General features: G+C 59.8%; 9 protein-coding genes. 3 read left to right on the forward strand and 6 right to left on the reverse strand.

Going from position 1 to position 18,573, the window contains the following annotated elements; genetic code table 11:
- Nucleotides 1–349 precede the first annotated feature (349 nt).
- The gene (locus A6A03_RS10155) at nucleotides 350–1,279 is read left to right on the forward strand and encodes an RluA family pseudouridine synthase (RefSeq protein ID WP_066787402.1); all 930 of its coding nucleotides are present in this window, start codon (nucleotides 350–352) and stop codon (nucleotides 1,277–1,279) included.
- A gap of 85 nt (nucleotides 1,280–1,364) precedes the next feature.
- Entirely contained in the window at nucleotides 1,365–2,897 is a 1,533-nt protein-coding gene (locus tag A6A03_RS10160) for a DUF2325 domain-containing protein (protein ID WP_066787405.1), read from the forward strand.
- Here the strand turns inward: A6A03_RS10160 and A6A03_RS10165 are convergent.
- The 4 genes from A6A03_RS10165 to A6A03_RS10180 all read right to left on the reverse strand — a co-directional run bounded on the left by A6A03_RS10165 (nucleotide 2,894) and on the right by A6A03_RS10180 (nucleotide 5,524).
- A complete protein-coding gene (locus A6A03_RS10165) occupies nucleotides 2,894–3,277 on the reverse strand; it encodes a TIGR04086 family membrane protein (protein ID WP_066787408.1) in 384 nt (127 codons plus the stop codon). The two genes, A6A03_RS10160 and A6A03_RS10165, sit on opposite strands and share 4 nt — an antisense overlap.
- A 141-nt stretch (nucleotides 3,278–3,418) precedes the next feature.
- On the reverse strand, nucleotides 3,419–3,676 hold the full coding sequence (locus A6A03_RS10170) for a hypothetical protein (protein ID WP_066787411.1): 258 nt from the start codon (nucleotides 3,674–3,676) through the stop codon (nucleotides 3,419–3,421).
- Between the two features lie 758 nt (nucleotides 3,677–4,434).
- The gene (locus A6A03_RS10175; RefSeq protein ID WP_066787414.1) at nucleotides 4,435–4,740 is read right to left on the reverse strand and encodes a hypothetical protein; all 306 of its coding nucleotides are present in this window, start codon (nucleotides 4,738–4,740) and stop codon (nucleotides 4,435–4,437) included.
- A 58-nt stretch (nucleotides 4,741–4,798) separates the two neighbouring features.
- A complete protein-coding gene (locus A6A03_RS10180; RefSeq protein WP_066787417.1) occupies nucleotides 4,799–5,524 on the reverse strand; it encodes an ABC transporter ATP-binding protein in 726 nt (241 codons plus the stop codon).
- A gap of 171 nt (nucleotides 5,525–5,695) precedes the next feature.
- On the opposite strand from A6A03_RS10180, the gene A6A03_RS10185 reads away from it, so the two are divergent.
- Entirely contained in the window at nucleotides 5,696–8,461 is a 2,766-nt protein-coding gene (locus A6A03_RS10185; RefSeq protein ID WP_066787420.1) for a valine--tRNA ligase, read from the forward strand.
- Between the two features lie 920 nt (nucleotides 8,462–9,381).
- On the opposite strand, the gene A6A03_RS10190 is transcribed toward A6A03_RS10185, so the two are convergent.
- Both A6A03_RS10190 and A6A03_RS10195 read right to left on the reverse strand, forming a co-directional pair.
- Nucleotides 9,382–10,218: an alpha/beta fold hydrolase gene (locus tag A6A03_RS10190; RefSeq protein WP_066787431.1), complete on the reverse strand. Its 837-nt coding sequence runs from the start codon at nucleotides 10,216–10,218 to the stop codon at nucleotides 9,382–9,384.
- Nucleotides 10,215–18,572, reverse strand: coding sequence for a GAF domain-containing protein (locus A6A03_RS10195; RefSeq protein WP_066787433.1), 8,358 nt, complete (start codon nucleotides 18,570–18,572; stop codon nucleotides 10,215–10,217). The genes A6A03_RS10190 and A6A03_RS10195 overlap by 4 nt, the downstream gene beginning before the upstream one ends.
- Between the last annotated feature and the right edge of the window lies 1 nt (nucleotide 18,573).

Here is an 18,573-nt window from a genome sequence, read left to right on the forward strand (position 1 = left end):
TCTCCCGCCGCGAGGTGGGAGAGGGGCTGGGGGTGAGGGCCAGCAGCCCGCGTAGCGGGCTTCGTAAGCCTAGCCCGGCCCTTCAGGGCCGGGTGCCGGACTTGAACGCCAGTGGGAGAGGGGCTGGGGGTGAGGGCCAGCAGCCCGCGTAGCGGGCTTCGTAAGCCTAGCCCGGCCTTCAGGGCCGGGTGCCGGACTTGAACGCCAGTGGGAGAGGAGCTGGGGGTGAGGGTGAAACGGCGCATCGCACCGCCAGCAACCACAGCTATGCTCATGGGTTGCCAAGAGGAATTGGGCCGCCGGCCCGCAGCAACAATTCGTCGCGCTGCAAGACCGTTTGGAATGACGTATGCCTCCCGAAGCCATTGCGTTGTTACTGACGAGCGATGATGCTGGCCGTCCGCTCGGCGAGATCGTCGTCGAACGCTTGGGTGAGCTTGGCCGGCAAGCTGCTGCTCGTGGCGGCCTGTGGTTGCACCGGCGCCGGGTGACGGCTGATATGCCGGCAGTGGCCGGCGAGACGCTACTCGTGCGGCTGCCGCCGGCGGGTGGCTACTGCGACGCGCCAGTAACGTTGGCTCACATCATCTACGAAGACGATGATCTGCTGGTGATTAACAAACCACCCGCCTGTTACGTCGGCGACACGCCATGGGATACGCAGGGCAGTGTGCTGGCGGTCTTGACGCAGTTGCTCGCTGCACGCGACGGCCAAGCGCCAACCCTCCATCTTGCCCACCAGCTTGACTTCGGCACCTCAGGGATCCTCGTGCTTAGCAAGCATCCCCGCGCCAACGCACCGCTCCATGCCGTCTTCAATCGTGGTCAGGCGCAGAAACGGTATCTAGTGGTATGTACTGGCTATATGCCGGCGCAGGCGGAACTGGTGACTGGCCATGGCCGCGCCGCCGGCGGGCGCTGGCGCCTCTACGATCAGGCTGAGATCGGGCGAGCATTACCTGACGGCCAGCGCGTTAAGCTGGCGCACACCCGTTTCGTGTTGCGCCGCCAATTCGCCCAAGCTGCGCTGGTATGGGCCATTCCTTTGACCGGTCGCACCCATCAAATTCGCCTCCATCTCGCTTCGTTGGGCTGCCCGATCCTCGGCGACGAACGCTACGGCGGGCCAACAGCAGTTGCCGGTCTAACGCTGGCCCATCCGCTCCTCCACGCTGCCGAACTCAGCCTGCCGCATCCGCGTGACGGCAAGCTGCTGCATCTCTTTTGCCCGTCGCCGCCGGTGTTTGTGACGGCTGTTTCCCGTCTCGCTGGCGGCTAAGCGTATAGTACTGTGCTACAATGTCCGAAATACCTCCAAGCACTCGCTTGGCACCCAGCGCCGCTAGCGTTCTCCGAGTGTACCAATGCCGACCGAAGAACATCAACCCGACCTCACCGGCACAATCCAAGCAGTGCTCGATGCGCTGCAACGCCAAGCGCGCAACGATCGCGAATTGCGCCGCCATCTGCGTGTGATTGGCACTGCGTTGCTGAGCATCGCCGGCGATGATGACGATATGTTGGTGAAACTCCCTAGTGAAGGTGAGAGCAGCGGATCATCCGCGCTGCACGCAGAAGATGTCGCTGATGGTCGAGCGTATGCAACTGCTGATGCGAACGTGCCGGTGCTGCCGCCGGCAACGGATGATGATCTTAAGCGTTTAGCCGCTCATTTTGCTGGTGAGCTTGATGCTACTGATCAACCGGTTTCGCCATTGCCTAGTACGCCGTCTGATCAAGACGAAGCGACCCAACTCGCCGAGTTGAGCGATTGTTTTCAAGCCAAGGCTGCGTATATTCGACAGGCGTTAGGCTCATCAGGGCAGAATCCGCTCGAACCGTCACCTTGCACGCAATGGATTGGTGCCAAACTCAAGCAATCGGCCCAGTCTCAGCGATCTAATTGGGAAGTGTTTGCTGGTTCATGCGAAGTGGTGGCGCTGATTGCCGATGCACTGAGCGAGATGGTGAATAACGCTGCGCTCAGGGAGTACTTACCGGAAGGCTTGCTGCTTGCCGCCGAGGCTCAATCTGCAGTTGCCGCCGTAGTGCGGCGATTGTATAAAAAGTCTGACCCGGCGCAAGAGCGTTTCTTCCAGTGGTTACGGCAACGAACCGGCATCGATCGGGTGTATCTGCCGCGCTATATGCGGCGAGATGATACGGCTGACCCGGATCAGTGGCAAGAGCGGCTGGCGCGGGTGCAAGCGTGGCGGGAAACGCTGGATACAGAGATCTATCGTCGCCGCCACGAGCGTAAGTTGTTCGGCAAACTGCGTTATCAACTAGGCCAAGTGGCTGCGGGAGCGGCTGATCAGTGGCCGCGCGCGCTGCAAACCATCAACGCGCTGATCGATCTCGGTGTCCCGCCGAGCCACCGCATGCTGCGCCAGTTGTTGTGGCCGTTTCGTGATCAACTGAACGCTGCTAGCGCCGAATCGCGGCAGCTAGGGTGGGTTGCGCGCGAAGTATCCCGCGTCTCCACCTCGCCATCGGATGCTGAACCATTATCTCCCGCCGATCGCGACGAAAAACTGGTCGAGCAAGTGGCCGATCTCCTGCGCAATACGAGTGTTGTCTTGATCGGCGGTGATGAACGACCGCTCGTGCGGCAAACGATCGAAGAAGCCTTCGATCTGCGCGAGTTGATCTGGTGCGATACCCGTCCGCATCAGAGCCATCTCACGATTGAGCCATTCATTGCGCGGGCAGAAGTTTCAGTTGTGCTTTTAGCCATCCGGTGGGCGAGCCATGGCTTAGGCGCGGTGCGCGAGTTCTGTGAACGCTATAATAAGCCGTTCGTGCGGTTGCCGGCTGGCTATAGCATCAATCAGATTGCGTACCAGATTTGGGAACAGGCCAGTGAACGGTTGCGCGCATGGCCGAAGAACACCTAACCCACCCGTGGCGAGCGCCGCACCCGTCCGGCTAGCGTCCCGCCTACTGCGCCGAAGGCGCAACCAATCGCTTGACCCAACAATAACAACGGCGGCACAGCGATCCCGACGTTGGCGATGGCTGCGACCAGAATCCCAACCACTCCCACCAACAAGCCATGCATCGCGTAGGAATTATCGGCTAGCCATCCGGCAACAAATCCGCCTACGCCGGTCAAACTAGCGCCGATCAAGATTAACAGCACATGGATTGGGTTGGATAACGATGGATCGGTAAACACCGCACTCTGCCCGGTGGCCAAGATGACCACCTGAAGCAGGATCGTAAACGCAAAATCGGCCATAAAGCCAGAGATCACTGCCGTCCAGCGAATATTCACGGCTTTCCCTTGCGGATGCTAACGTCAAGGCGCAACAGCTTACTGGTATACGCGCTGGCATCTGTGATGATGCTAGCGCCAATATCGTAACACAATCCGCTTCGCGCCATTGCATTCGCCGATTGCGTTAGCATCCTCGCATCAACTGGCCATTCGCCAGACAAAGAGAAAGACGAGCAACGAGATCTGCAAGGCATGAGCGACATCGTACCGCGCCGCGCCCCAGAATTCCTCTTGGCCCAACCACCACCAGATCCGGTTGAGCCCGGATCGCACCCGAATATCGCTATCCCACCGTTGCAACTGTGAGACACGAGCTAAGCGTAACAACCGGCGAAGACTGTTGGCGAGCGTAACCATCCACGCTCCCGCAACCAGTAGTTGCAGTAGCACCTCCATGCAGCGCACTCCTTTGATGTGGTGTTGTGGTTTGAGTCAGTGGGCGCCGGCGCTGGCGCGGAGTGATCACAAGATCACTCTTTGTACATAGTATGCACTGATTTTGCCCAAATGCGCAAGGGGGATATGCGAAGAATTTCCCAGTTGTGGGGTGGAGGTTATCCTATGGGAGCGATATGCTCATGGTCAATGCGGGCGCCGCCATCTCCCGCCCCCATTTGTCACGGCGTGCCGCCGGAGGCGGCGAAGCAATCCCCTACGAGCACGGGACACATCCCCTTAAACAGGGAGATTGCTTCGAGGGCTACGCCCCCTCGCAATGACTTGAGGAGTGGACAGAACGTTTGATCGAATACAACTGTCGATCGCTGTGCGATGCCGTGAAGCCCCGTGCTGCGATCTCCATCACCCCTCCCCCAGCGGGGGAGGGGCAAGGGGTGGGGGCATCAGCCCGCGCAGCGGGCTTCGTAAATTGTAGCCCGGCCCTTTAGGGCCGGGTACCGGATTAGATGTTCTGTCCGCCCTTGAATCGCAATGACAAAGGGGCGGCAGCACCCTGCCCGCACCCCTCCTGTCATTGCGAGCCGCCAGAGGCGGCGAAGCAATCTCCCACGAGCACGGATTGCATCTGCTCCGGCATCAATATTCGCCAAAGGGGGAGATTGCTGCGGGGGCTACGCCCCCTCACAATGACATGGGGGGCGCTTCGCCTAATAATACGAATATGCGGCAGTTTCCCTGCCGCACTCCATATCATTCTAGTCGTCATCGTCTCCCGCGATCCGGCGCATCCGGGCCACAATTGCTGCTGCTCCCACCAAGGCTAGCATCGAGCTACACATGACTAGCATCAGCCACGTCGCATAACGGCCAAGCAGGGCGCTGATCAGCGATTCTTCCGGCTCTTGGGTGGTACGTGGCGTAATGGCGTTCGTTGTGATGGGGAGTGTGGCGGCCGGCGTAGAAAAAGTGCTCATAGCTGCGCTGGACGGCGGCGCAGCGAGCGCGATCGTGGCGAGAAGGGTTACGAGCAGGACATGGCTCAGGAATGTTCGGTTGTGCATACAGGCGTCTCCGTGACGGCGGCTCACCCGGCGCTATGATAACAAATCTGCCGTCCGGTCATACAATCGCCGTTTCCCGCTGCCACGCCATCGTCCGATTCTTGACCGGCTGGTCGTCAGCAATCTGGCCGTCGCGCACGCTGATGATCCTCTCAGCGTGTTGGGCAACGTCGTGTTCGTGCGTCACCAGAATGACGGTAATGCCCTGCTCGGCGTTCAGCCGCTGAAAAATGCCCATAATCTCGGCCCCGGTGCGTGTGTCGAGTGCGCCGGTCGGCTCGTCGGCCATGATAATTCGCGGTTCGTTGACGAGGGCGCGGGCAATCGCTACCCGCTGCTGTTGACCGCCCGATAGCTCGTTGGGCCGGTGGTGCAGCCGGTCACCCATCCCGACGGCCTCTAACGCCCTCCGTGCCCGCTCTTGCCGGTCGGGCCGGCCCCTCCCATACAGCATCGGCAACTCGACGTTGCGCAGCGCCGTGGTGCGCTGGAGCAGCATGTATTGCTGGAAGACGAAGCCGATCTTCTCGTTGCGGATGATCGCTAACTCGTCGTCGGTCAGCTCGCCGACATTGACCCCTTCGAGCAGGTATTCGCCTGAGGTGGGCCGGTCGAGACAACCGATGATGTTCATCAGCGTGCTCTTGCCGCTGCCCGATGGCCCCATAATCGCGACCATCTCGCCTTGGTTGATAGTGAGCGAGATTCCGCGCAAGGCATGCACTTCGGTTTCGCCCATGACGTAGACTTTGGTGATATTGTTCAATTGAATCAGCGGAGTCATAACATTTCTTGCCGCAATGGTTGGCGATCTCCGGCGCGCGGCGGTGCGCGGCAGTCCTGATTCGCATTGTACCCGATTTTACCCGCCATGCGCCTGACATCGCCGGGCCGAAAAGACTGGTATAATAGTACTTAATGTGACGGTATTCTAGCGCTAATTGTTGAGGCATCTATGACCGATCCGGCTGCCGCCCGCCCGCTAGAGATGGATAAAGCCTACGAGCACCGCCTCGTCGAGCAGCGGCTCTACGATTGGTGGGAGCGTAGCGGTCTGTTTGCGCCGCGCGATGATGCTCCCCGTCCGCCTTTTGTCATCTCGATCCCGCCGCCCAATGTCACTGGCGAGTTGCATCTCGGCCACGCGATGTTTGTCGCCATCGAAGACCTGATGATCCGCTGGCGCCGGATGCAGGGCTATCAGACATTGTGGGTGCCCGGTACCGATCATGCCGGCATTGCTACCCAGACGCAGGTTGAGAAGCTGCTTGAACGCGAGGGAACGTCGCGGCAGGCGGTGGGGCGCGAAGAGTTTTTGCGCCGCACGTGGGAATGGAAAGAGAAGTACGGCGGCGAGATTACGCGCCAGTTGCGCTGGCTGGGTGCGTCGTGCGATTGGTCGCGCGAGCGTTTCACCCTCGATCCCGGTTTGTCGCGTGCGGTGCATACCGCGTTTAAGCGCCTCTACGATGATGGCTTGATCTATCGCGGCACCTACCTCGTCAACTGGTCGCCCAAGCTGCAAACCGCCGTCAGCGATCTTGAGGTCGAGTACGAAGAGCGCAATGTCTCGATCTGGTACGTGCGCTACCCGATCCGCACTGCCGAGTGGGCCGGCCCGTCCGCACCGTGGGGGTCAGGCCAGTGGGCCGCCGGTGCAACCGAGTTTATTACCGTCGCTACCACGCGCCCAGAGACAATTTTGGGTGATACAGCGGTGGCCGTCGCCCCCGGCGACGCGCGCTACGCTCATCTGGTTGGAAAAGAGGCGATCTTGCCGGCGCTGGCTCGCCCCATCCCAATCATCACTGACGAGTATGTCGATCCAGAGTTCGGCTCTGGCGCGGTCAAAATTACCCCCGGCCATGACAAGAATGACTATGAAGTCGGCAAGCGCCACCACTTGCCGATGATCAACATCATGAATCCCGATGCGACCATCAACGAGGCGGGCGGCCCCTACGCCGGGTTGGATCGCTTCGAGTGTCGCAAGGCGATTCTGGCCGATCTCGAACGCGAAGGCTTGCTGGTCAAGACCGAGCCGCACAAGATGAATGTCGGCATTAGCCAGCGCGGTGGCGAGGTGATCGAGCCGCTCCTCTCCGAGCAGTGGTTTGTCCGCACCAAGCCGCTCGCCGAGCTGGCGATCGCCGCGGTGCGCGACGGCAAGGTGCGGATTGTGCCCGAACGGTTCGAGAAGGTCTATTTCCACTGGTTGGAAAACATCGAAGACTGGTGCATCTCGCGCCAACTCTGGTGGGGGCATCGGATTCCGGTCTGGTATATGCCCGACGGTTCGATTGTCGTGCCCGGCCCCGACGAGCCGCCGCCTGCCGAAGGCGTGCAAGACCCCGATGTGCTCGATACGTGGTTCAGCTCCGGTCTGTGGCCCTTTAGCACGCTCGGTTGGCCCGACGACACCGCAGACTACCGCCGCTTCTACCCCACCAGCGTCATGGAGACAGGGTACGACATCCTGTTCTTCTGGGTGGCGCGCATGATGATGATGGGGTGCTACTTCACCGGCCAGCCGCCCTTCCATACGGTCTATCTGCACGGGTTGGTGCGTGACGAGCATGGCCGCAAGATGTCGAAGTCGTTCGGCAATGTGGTCAATCCGCTGGAGGTGATCCAGCAACACGGCGCCGATGCGCTCCGCTACACCTTGGTGACGAGCGGCACTCCCGGCCAAGATGTCAACCTCAACCCGCAGCGGATCGAGGCGGCGCGCAATTTTGCCAATAAGATTTGGAATATCACCCGCTTTGTGATCGGTAAACTCGGCGATCTGCCGCGCAACGAGAGCGTGAAGGTGACGCCAGAGGCGTTGCGCGCCGAGGATTTCACCCTCGCCGATCGCTGGATCCTCTCGCGCTATGCCCATTTGGTGGCCGAGGTCGATCGGTTGATGGAAGGCTATAACTTCGGCGAAGCGGGCCGCCAGATCCACGACTTCCTCTGGGGCGAGTTTGCTGACTGGTACGTCGAGATTGCCAAAGTGCAGCTCGAAGGCGATTCCCAGCGCGTGCAGCTTACCCGGCGCGTGCTCTTCACCGTGCTCGATGGCAGCTTGCGCTTGCTCCACCCCTTTATGCCCTTCGTCACCGAAGAGGTGTGGCAGTACCTGACCGAAGCCTACCAGCGCCCCGATCCCGGCCCGGAGACGTCGTATGCCGAGCTTGGTCTGCGCACACTCAGCTACGCGCTGTATCCGATGCCGGTGGAAGGGATGCGTGATGAGGCGGTTGAAGCCGATTGGGCTTTGGTGCAAGAGCTGATCGTCGCGATCCGCAATGTGCGCAGCGAGTACAAGGTCGAGCCGGCGAAGTGGGTGGCGGCCACGGTGGTGGCCGGCGAGCGGGCCGATCTCTTGCGCGGGCAAGCGCCACTGATCAGCCGGTTGGCCCGTGTGGCCATGGATGATTTGACGGTTGTTGCCACGCTGACCGAGCGTCCGCGGCAAGCGGCCTCGATCGTGATCGGCGCAGTGGAGTGTTTCCTGCCGCTGGCCGGCCTGATCGATCTGGCCGCCGAACGCACCCGTCTGCAAAAAGAGCTGGCTCAAGCCGAGGCTGATGTGGAACGGCGCGCTGCTCGCCTCAACAACGAGAGCTTCGTCAGCAAAGCGCCGGCTCACGTCGTGCAACGCGAACGCGAAGCGCTTGAGGCGGCGCAAGCGGCCTTGGCCCGCTTGCGCGAGCGCATCGCCGAGTTGGAGTGATGGGTTGTGTTCCCCTGCTCCCTGCGTGTGGGGTTGAGGGGTGAACTGAACATCTAATCTAGAACGATCCCTTCCTGTTGTAAAGAGAACCCGGCCCTTCAGGGCCGGGTTCCTATTACGAAGCCCGCTGCGTAGGCTGTTCCCTCACCCCCCGGCCCCCGCTCCCACCTGACGGCGGGAGCGGGGGAGCCGCGTGCTCAGCGTCTGAGGCATTGCTCGCGCGAAACGCAGCCGCGCCCCGCTCCCGCATTGCGGGAGAGGGGTTGGGGGTGAGGGCCACCCCTCCCCCAGCGGGGGAGGGGCACGGGGTGGGGGCACGTTTGTACCGCCGGGGGAGACAGCAGGGGACGCGCCACGAAAAGACACAAAAGGCACAAACAATAAAACACCTTTGCGATCTTTGCGCCCTTCGCGTCTTTGCGTTAAGAGTCTCCGCGCCTTGGCTTGCTTGGCGGCTTGGCGGTGCCTCCCTCACCCCCCGGCCCCCGCTCCCACCTGACGGCGGGAGCGGGGGAGCCGCGTGCTCAGCGTCTGAGGCATTGCTCGCGCGAAACGCAGCCGCGCCCCGCTCCCGCATTGCGGGAGCGGGGTTGGGGGTGAGGGTCAACTATCGCCCGCTTGTCATTGCGAGGGAGCGGCGGCGACCAGCCCCGCTGGGCGCTGCCCGACCGAAGCAATCTCCCGCTTGAGCGGAACGCATTCGCTCAGGCATTACTGCCGTGCGCGCGGGAGATTGCTTCGCCGCCTTCGGCGGCTCGCAATGACAAATGGGGAACAAGGGATCGCTTCGCCTCGCTGCGCACGGCTCGCAATGACAAATGGGGAACAGGGGATCGCTTCGCTTTACTGCACTGATCGCTCGGTGATTGCCATACGCGGCAATGCCCCGCTTCCTCTCATCACCCCTCGCCGTTGTTGCGTTACAGATATTCGCGCTGATTGACCCGCCGCCGCCACTCTTCCTTAATCTCAATCGCCGTTCCCTGTGAGACCAAGAAATCGAGCAACAGCCGGCCAAAGGTATTCGCCTGTTCGAGGAAGGGGAAGTGGCTGGCTTTCGGCAGCACCAACAACTGGATCGGGCGCTCAGCCAGTTCGTTGAGAAAGGCGGCGTGGGCCGGATTAACGATTGGGTCTTTGCCGCCGTACACCGCCAGCAACGGCGTTTGCAACGAAATAATCCGCGGGCGCAGATCAGTCTCTAAAAGCGATTCGTGGACTTGATTCAGCACCTTTTCGCTCAAGCTGGCCGTATCCTCTTCAATCTCCTGCTGAATTTCGGCATCGGCCACCTGTAACGAACGCACCATTCGCGCCCAGCCGTTTTGCGTTGTGTTCATCCCCAGCAAGCGCGACAGCGTGCCCGGCTTGATGTGCTGTGCCAGCACCTGACCGTGCAGCGGTGTCGCCACAGTCAGCAACCGGTTAAACCGGTCAGGGTGCTGATGAGCGGCAATAATCGCCACCATTCCTCCCATGCCATGACCGACTAGTGTAGCACGGGCAATGCCGAGGCGATCCATAAACTGAATCAGCATCTCGACATACGTCGTGACGGTAAACTGATCGCCGCGGCGGTCGCTCTCGCCAAAACCCCAGAAGTCGAAGGCATAGGCGCGATTCCGCTCGGAGGCGATATCCATAATCGGCACCCAATAGCGCCACGATCCCATCCAGCTATGCAAGAAGATGATCGGCTGGCCACGGCCAAAGACCTCATAATGGGCGAGGCGGTTATCGAGGTGGATGACGCTCATAGTTCCACCTCCTCGTTATCCGTGTTGTTGGCCGCCTGTTGCAGCGGGATCGCGAACGAGAAGGTGCTGCCCTTGCCTAGCTCGCTTGTCACCCAGATCTCGCCGCCGTGCATCTCCACCAATTGCTTCGCGATGCTCAACCCTAACCCGGTGCCGCCGGCGACATCGCGTAGCGGGTTATCGGCGCGGTAAAAGGGCCGGAAGAGTTTCTTGAGTTGCTCAGGCGACATCCCGACGCCGGTGTCTTCCACCTCAATTTGCATCATATTGGCCCGATTCACGAAGGCGCGAACCGTAATCGAGCCGCCTTCGTAGGTATATTTCACCGCGTTTGAGAAGAGGTTGAAGATGATCTGGCCGACCCGCTTCTGATCGGCGATCACGTATGGCAACGCTGGCGAAGCATCGATCCGCACGGTCATTCCCTTGCGCTCATACTCGAGCCGCAGCGACTGCACCACTTCATCAATGACCGTTGGGATGTCAACCTGCGTAAAGGTCAACTTCTTCTTCGAGTCAGGCCGCGAGAACTCCAGAATATCTTCGATCAGGGCGCGTAACCGGTTAGTGTTATTCTTGATGATATTCAGGTAGTTGAGCTGATCGGGAGTCAGGTTCAGGCTGGCCGTCAGCAACAGCACATCGACATAACCCTTGATCGCGGTGAGCGGCGTGCGCAGCTCATGGCTGACGTCTGAAATAAACTGGCGCTTCTCTTTATCCGCCTCGATCTCGCGCGTAATATCGCGCAACACCGCCACTTCGCCATAATGCTGGCCATCAGGGCTACGCACCGGCGCGATATTGATCGCAATCACCTGCGTGGGATCGGTTAAGTCAACCGATGTGCTAAAGATGCTTTGCGTCTCTCGCATCCGACGCAAGCCATGCAGAATGCCGTTGTAGATTGCTTGGCCACGCCGCCGGCTTGCTTCATCTTCACCGATCTCAGCCAGACGGGACAGTGGTTGGCCGCGCACTTGGTCAGCAGCAATCTCCAGCACCTGTTCAGCCGCCGGATTGAAGAGCGTAATTTTCTGCTGCGGATCGAGCACGATCACGCCTTCAGTCATCGAGCGGAACACCGCCGCGCTCCTTGACGACTCTTCGCGCTGCTCTTCGAGTAGTACTGCGTTGCGGAGCGCCAGATCGTTAATAAAGCCGTAAAGCTGCGCATTATTGACCGCCGAGGCGACGACGCTCGCGATCGTGCCCAGCAGATTCATTTGCGAGTCGCTGAAGTAGTTTCGTTGCGGGCTTGACAGAATCAGCACACCGATCGCGGTATCGCTGGTTTGCAATGGCACGCCGGCGACCGAGCGCACATCATCGGCGCGACCGGGTTCTTTCAGCCAGCGTGGATCGTGATCGACATCAGGGATATTGACCGGTTCGAGATAGCGCATAATCCAGCCGGCCAAACCTTCAGTCCCATCCGAGAAGCGTACTGGGATATTCGCCCCCTCGACATTGCCACGACCTCGGAGAACGGCGCGACATACCAGCTCATCAGTCACCGGATCGCGCAGCATCAGCGAGCCGCGTTCAATCTCAAGATTTTCCGAGATCAGTTCAAGCGCGCGTTGAATGATGAGGTTGAGATCAAGCTGGGTGGTCAGCTCGAGCGTGATCCGGTTCACGGCTTCAAGCCGCTCTTTCTCCTCTGACAGCAAGCGAGTGGCTTCCTCAAGTTCAGCCGTGCGCTCGCGCACCCGCGCATCCAGATCGGCAGCCAGATTGCTAATCTGATCGAACAGGCGCGCATTCTGGATCGCTTGGCTCGCTTGGCTGGCAATGGTAAACGTGACCGCCAGTGCCTCTTCATCGTATGCGTCTGGTTCATTGATACTAATGGTCAGGACGCCAACCAGCTCATTGTCCACCAGCAGCGGCGCACCGATCCACGAACCGTCGCTCCACCCGAGCCGGCGCAGATCGCTAAAGCGCGGGTCGCTTTGCGTGTCGGCGATCAGTATTGGCTGGTGTTCGATCGCCATGGTCTGGAAGAGGCTGCTTGCTTCGAGGGCAATACTGTCATTTAAGGGTATCGTTGGCCCAAAGCCATACGCCTCGACCACGCGGAGATCGCCATAGCCCTCATCACGCAGCAGCATAGCTGCGCTATCGTACCGCACAATCCGCTGCAATTGGCTGAGCACCAGCGTCTGAATTTCGCGCAACGCTAAGGTAGACGTAAACGACTGCGCCACTTCGCGCAGCATATCGGCTTGGCGGCGCCGTTTCTGCTCAATCGCGAAGAGCTGCGCGCTCTTGAGCGCCTGCGCGGCTTGATTGGCCAAAATTGAGAGCAGCGAGATCTGGTGGTGAGTCCATTCGTGCGGGGTGCGCATACCCACCCAGATCGCTGCCAGCCGCTCTTCGCTAGGGCCGACTGCAATGCCAATTGCGCTGCGCACGCCGAGTTTTATCGCGTGATGGTCGCCATTTTCAATTTCGGCCAGATCGCTAATCGCGATCGGCTGGTCGCGCTGTAACAGTGCCGTCGTCAGACCACCACGGCGGAAATCAACGTGGAGATCTTCCCGAAACTCATATCCATCGATCAAGACCTGCCGTTCGACATTCCCCCGCCGGTCGATCCGGATCACTGCGCCAAGTTCAGCGCGCAGCAGACGCACGGCTGCATCGGCGATGAGCATCTGGATGGTGTCTGGATCAAGGGTGCCGGACAGATTCTGTGACACCTCGAACAGGGTGCTCATTTCGCTTGCGTTTTGGCGCGTTTCGCTAAACAGACGGGCATTGTTGAGGGCTACCGCTGCTTGATTGGTGACGGTGGTGACAAAGCGCAGATCGTTCTCATCGAAGGCGTGTTGGGCGTAGCTCTGAATATTGACCACGCCTAACACTTGGTCACCATAGATAATGGGTACGACCAAATACGACTCTTCGATCGCTGTATCGTCACCAATTCGTCCTTGGTCAATCAGCAAGCCCATTGCCCGCGCTGCCGCAGCCGTGCTTAATAACAGCGGACGCCGGTTGCGAATGGCCCAACAGTTTGTGCCGCCGCCAAGCGGTCGCGGTTCAAGCCAGACACGCTCGCCCCGGTCGTAGGCGATAGGATAGCTGAGCGTATTGCTCGCTTCATCGTATAGGGCAATCAGCGAGGTGCTGGTGTCAATGATCTCGCTGATCCCCTGATGTAGCCGTTCGATCAATTCGTAGATGTCAAGCGAGGCATTAACCGCTGCGCTAATCCGGTTAATGATTGTCAGCTCAGAGATGCGCTGCTCGCGTTCTTCAAACAGGCGGGCATTTTCGAGCGCCGTAGCCGCCTGATCGGCCAGACCGGCCAGCAGCAGCATTTCATCGTTGGTAAACTGGCGCCGGTAATTGGTCATCACACTGAGCACGCCGATGATCTGCTCGCGGTAGATCACCGGCACACCCATAAATGAGATCAGGTTGTTGCGCTGCTGGTAATTGGGGTAGAGTGATCCTCCCTGCTCGTTGACATCTTCAATAATCAACGGCTGGCCGGTTTCGGCCACCTTTCCGGTAAAACCCTGCCCAATCGGTACCCGCATCGAGCGCCCCTGCTCGGATGGAATACCGTCAACTGCCGCAGGAACAAGGATATTCCCCTCGCTGATTGTCCAAAGTGCTACCGTAGTGACGTTCAATTGCCGGGTGACCAGCTCCATCAACTTATTGAGCACCTCTTGCGGGCGCAGCAGCGATGAGAGAATGCGCGCCGCGTCGAGCAATGTTGACAGCTCGCTGACCTTCTGGCGAGTTGCTTCAGCGCTCTGCTGCGCTTCGACGGTGGCGCGCGCGCGCGCGATCACCGTACTGGTCTGATTGGCAATCGTTTGGCACAGCTCAAGCACTTGTGGCGAGAAGGTACCATGCCGTCCGACAAAGTCGAGCCCGACTGCGCCAATCACTTCGTCGTTGAGAATGATCGGAATAATACCAATCGACCGAATATCGAGCTCGCGGAAGGTTTGGTGAGTTGGCGCAAAGAGCGGGTCGTTCTGAGCGTCTTCCGAAACAAGCGGGCGCTTCTCGCGGTCGAGCCAGTCAACCGAGGGGTTGTCAAACAGTTGGATCCGGATCTGATCGAGAACGCCGCTCTCGACATATTCGGCGACGGCCGGCGCATACCCGCTTTCACGGTCGTAGATCACCATCCGCGCTTGATCGACCCCAGTCGCGGCTGCCATCGCATTGACGATCTCTTGGTAGATCGCCTGCAAATCAGTCAGAGCGTTGGTGGTAGCCGCGACCCGGTTGATGAGCGCTAGTTGCTCGACCTGCGCCCGCGCTCGTTCCAACAACCGGGCATTCTGTACTCCCAGCGCTAGTTGGTTGGCGACGGTGGTCAAAAACGCGCGCTCGCGCTCGCGGTAGATGCCGGGAGTGTAGCTCATCACGGCCAGCACGCCGACCACGGTTTGTTCGCCGACAAGTAGCGGCACTCCGAGCCACGCTGCTGAGGCGCGGTCAGAGCCAAACGCTACAGGTTGAAAATCAAACCCGGCTTGCTGAGATTCCGCGCCAAGATCGGTGAACGCGAGCGGCTGGCGCGTGCGAATGATATGCGCCGTTAAGCTGCCCGGCCTTGGCGGTTCGCGCTGTTCGGTAACTAATTCGATCCCTTCATCTACCTCATAGCAGAAGGTCATTTCATCGCTTTCCGGGTCATACAGGTAAGCGACGAAGGAATCGAGGCTGAGGAAGCTGCATAGATGATGGTACACATCGCGCAGCATCTGCCGCTGATCAAGCGTCGAGGCGATAGTCTGCCCGATGCGGTTAATGCTGTTCAGCTCAGTAATGCGCTGCTCGCGTTCGGCGAACAAGCGTGCATTTTCCAGCGCAATCGCGAGTTGGTTGGCTAAGCCTGCCAAGAAGCGGAGCGTGCGATCAGTAAAGGCGCCGGCGGTTTCACTCTGCACCGACAGCACGCCGATCACGGCGCCTTTGCTGATCAGCGGCACGCCGATCCACGAACGCACTTGCCGGCCTTCACTCACCAAGATCTGGGCTTGTTCGTGCAAGCTGCTATGCAGCAGATCGTCGATCCGTAATGGTTTGCCCTCGTCAATAATCTTGGCGGTTAAGCCTGCTTTCGGCGCCGTACGTTTGTGATATTCAGCCAACGTCGTGCCGTGCTGCTTGAACAGTTCAAACCGTACCGTCGCTTGCTCAGAATTGTAGCTGGCAATATAGAAGAAGTCCGGCGTGCCAAGGAACGCGACAATCTCTTGATACACCCGTTCGAGCAGCGTATCAAGGTCGGTGGTAGAGGTGGCTGCTGCGCCGACGTGGAACAGTGCCGCCATCTCTTCGGCCCGGTCGCGCGCTTCGCGGAGCAAGAGGTGGTTTTCAATCGCAATCGCGGCCTGATCGGCGAAAATCTCGAGTGGCTCAACCATGCGGGCCGTTGGGCGCTGGCGATCTTCGGTGTCGCTAGCGAAGATCATCCCCAATAACATGCCATCGGTTGAGTAGAGCGGCACGCAGAGCCGGTCTTCGAGTTGCCATTCATTGCCGCTGCGCTCATCCACAAATGGATGATAATCAAAGATGCTGATATCGAATCCCGCTTCCAGTGCTCGTGCTTCGTCTGCCGGAATAAAGTACGTCCGTCCTAACCGGAAGCGTGGATCAAGGTAGCGGGTAGCCAGTGTGAGCGGCAATGGGTGTTGGGCCAGATTTGCTTGTTCGCTGAGCGGGATGCCGGCTGCCGCCTCGAGATAGAGATAATCAGTCTGATCTGGCCGGGTGAGGCAGAAGAGCACGGTGCGCAGCCCGACCGCTTCGATAATGCTATAGCCAATCTGTTCGAGCAGGCTCGCCAACGACTGGTCGGCGCGCAGCGCCTGCCCAATTTCCAATACGTCATTGAGAATATCGGCCCGGTGCTGGAGCATCTTCGCCATGTGCTCCAGCTCGAGGTAGTGTTGGGCATTGCCGATGCCGATAGCAGCCTGATGCGTCAGAGCACGCAGGAATTCGACCGCTTCGTAATCGAAATGGCGCGACTGTTCTGCCAGCAGCAAGACGAGACCGTATACGTTTCCCTGATAGAAGATGGGTGCCGCTAGCGCCGAATTCGCATTCGGGCACAGTAACGCCTCGCGCTCGCCTTCGCTGAGATAGTCGCTTAAGGCGGCCTCGCGCTTGGTCAGCGCTTCTTGCGCAGTAAGCACCGCTTGGCCAAGCGCACTGCTAATGAGCCGGCTGCGCAGCGGCGGCGTGTAGCCAATCACTTCGACAATGAGGAATACGCTCGCTTCCGCTTCAACCTCATCAATCAACGATTGGTGCAGCAGTTCGGCTAGCGACGAGTTGCTATTTTGGGCATTGGCCGGGTTAATCCGCAACGCGATCAGGCCGTGACTAGCGCCGGTCGCGCGGAGCGCCTGTTCGAGCACAAAGGCAAGGATTTCGTTTTGGTTGAGCGTAATCGCCAGTTGGCTGCCGATCCGTTGCAGCGCGCGCAGTTGTTCGATGCGCAATCGCAGGCTGCTATCCACTTGGGCAAACCGGCTGGCATTGGCGATGGCGCGCGCCGATTGGCCGGCCAAGATGCTCAACAACCGTTCATCTTCAGCGTTGAATCCACTGGGTTGGGCCGAGACAAGCTCTAACGCGCCGAGCAGGGTATTGCCGCTGCGTAACGGGATCCCCAGATAGCTGCGCGCCGGCAGGTTGGTGTTCAGCATCAACCCGCTCACATCGTCGAGAGCACCCAGCCACGCTGGCGGCAGGCTGAGATCATCGATCCGCAGCGGTCGCTGGTGGCGGGCCACCCACGAGCTGAGTGTGTCACCCTCATCACCCACCCGGCAACGCAGACCCTGCTGGCAAGCGACGCGCAGGCGCTGGTTGCGTTCGTCAAAGAGCGTAATCCGCCCGCCGCTAAACCGCGCCAATTTCGCTGCGCCGGCTAAGGTTGACTCCAGCGTTTCATCCAGCGAGAGATCCGCCGCCAAGAGTTCACTAATCTGTTGCAGCCGTTCCAGTTCGCCAGCGCGCTGTTGGGCAGCATCGTAGAGCCGGCGGTGCTGGACGGTCGTCGCGATCTGCGCACTCAGCACTTGCAGCAGATTCCGTTCAATCTGGTCAAGCATGTGGGCCGGGGTCGCATATCCCATCGCCAACAGGCCAACGAACTGATCCTTGCTCCGCAGCGGTGTCAGCCACATACTGCGGCAGCCAAAGGTTGCTGCGTGCGCCGCGATCGGGTTGCTCTTGGCCTCAACATTCGTTTCCGCAATTAACACCGGCTCGTTACGCTCGCTTATCGCTTGCAAGGCCGGCGCCAGCTTGATCCGCTCAAACCCGCTCACTCCGCTGGCATGCTCGCTGTAGACAGCAATAGTTTGCAGGTGGCGCGGCTGGTTCGGATCAATGAGATAGACCGCCCCAAAATCGGCCTCAAGCGCTAGCGCCATATTCTCGGTCGCGTGGGCGATCGTCTCTTCGATCACCACTCCCGACCCGATTTCTAGGCTGTTCTCGTACAGCACGAAGAGCTCGCGCGCATGGCGGCTTTCGTGTTGCTGGAGCTTCGTGGCATGGAGCAGTAAGGCAAGCGGGCGGGAAAGGAAGTGAATGGTTTGCCCGGCTTCGGGGCCGGGATTCAGCAGCAAGAGCAACCCTACCAGCTCAACGCCTACCGAAAGCGGTTCAACTAACAGATCCCATTCGGCTGGCATATCCCGGCGTTGGGTACGCGTGCGCCATACGCCGCGTTGCAGGGTTTGCAAGGCGATCGTTTGCTCAAGCGTTTCGTTGTCGTTAATCGCAACGTGTTCGGGAAAGAGGGTGTCACCGGCGCTGCTGACCGCCCGCGTCAGCGTTTGATTGCTAAAATTAATCCAGTACAACGCCAGCGCTTTTGCTGGCAACAACGTCGTCGCCTGCCGGCACAACTGCGCTAGCGCCACAGTCAGATCACCCGTGCCGATGTTTTCAAACGCGGTATAGCCGAGGGCGCGCAATTGCTCTCCCCGCTCATGGATACGCGCGCGCTGCCATACGCTGAGGAGGGTCGTGATTTGGGTGGTGAGCGCAGTGGTAAAGGCCGCCTCAAACGTGGCCGCGAGCGTCAAGCGGCCATACAGAGCCGTGGCATCCCGTAATTCCAGCGCCGTCCCATTCAGCGGCGCCTGACCCCAGACCACGCTTGCCAATTCGCGTTCGTTAGCCAGCAGGGTTAAGCGACCACCAACGCCAAGGTGGCGTTCGAGCAACTCGCCGATCAGCGCGCATAGCTCGGCTGGCTCAGTTTGGCCAAGCGGCTGTTGGCTATGCAGAGCCAGTTGGGCGAGTAATTCCCAACCCTGCGGGGGTGCTCCGGTGATCGTCGTATCCATA

The organism is Chloroflexus islandicus (genome assembly GCF_001650695.1).
Taxonomy (GTDB): Bacteria; Chloroflexota; Chloroflexia; order Chloroflexales; family Chloroflexaceae; genus Chloroflexus; species Chloroflexus islandicus.

What these genes read in the sequence shown, in the direction of transcription:
- A6A03_RS10155 (WP_066787402.1), top strand. Translation starts at nt 350, where the DNA reads ATGCCTCCCGAAGCCATTGCGTTGTTACTGACGAGCGATGATGCTGGC.
- A6A03_RS10180 (WP_066787417.1), bottom strand. Translation starts at nt 5,524, where the DNA reads ATGACTCCGCTGATTCAATTGAACAATATCACCAAAGTCTACGTCATG.
- A6A03_RS10185 (WP_066787420.1), top strand. Translation starts at nt 5,696, where the DNA reads ATGACCGATCCGGCTGCCGCCCGCCCGCTAGAGATGGATAAAGCCTAC.
- A6A03_RS10170 (WP_066787411.1), bottom strand. Translation starts at nt 3,676, where the DNA reads ATGGAGGTGCTACTGCAACTACTGGTTGCGGGAGCGTGGATGGTTACG.
- A6A03_RS10195 (WP_066787433.1), bottom strand. Translation starts at nt 18,572, where the DNA reads ATGGATACGACGATCACCGGAGCACCCCCGCAGGGTTGGGAATTACTC.
- A6A03_RS10175 (WP_066787414.1), bottom strand. Translation starts at nt 4,740, where the DNA reads ATGCACAACCGAACATTCCTGAGCCATGTCCTGCTCGTAACCCTTCTC.
- A6A03_RS10160 (WP_066787405.1), top strand. Translation starts at nt 1,365, where the DNA reads ATGCCGACCGAAGAACATCAACCCGACCTCACCGGCACAATCCAAGCA.
- A6A03_RS10190 (WP_066787431.1), bottom strand. Translation starts at nt 10,218, where the DNA reads ATGAGCGTCATCCACCTCGATAACCGCCTCGCCCATTATGAGGTCTTT.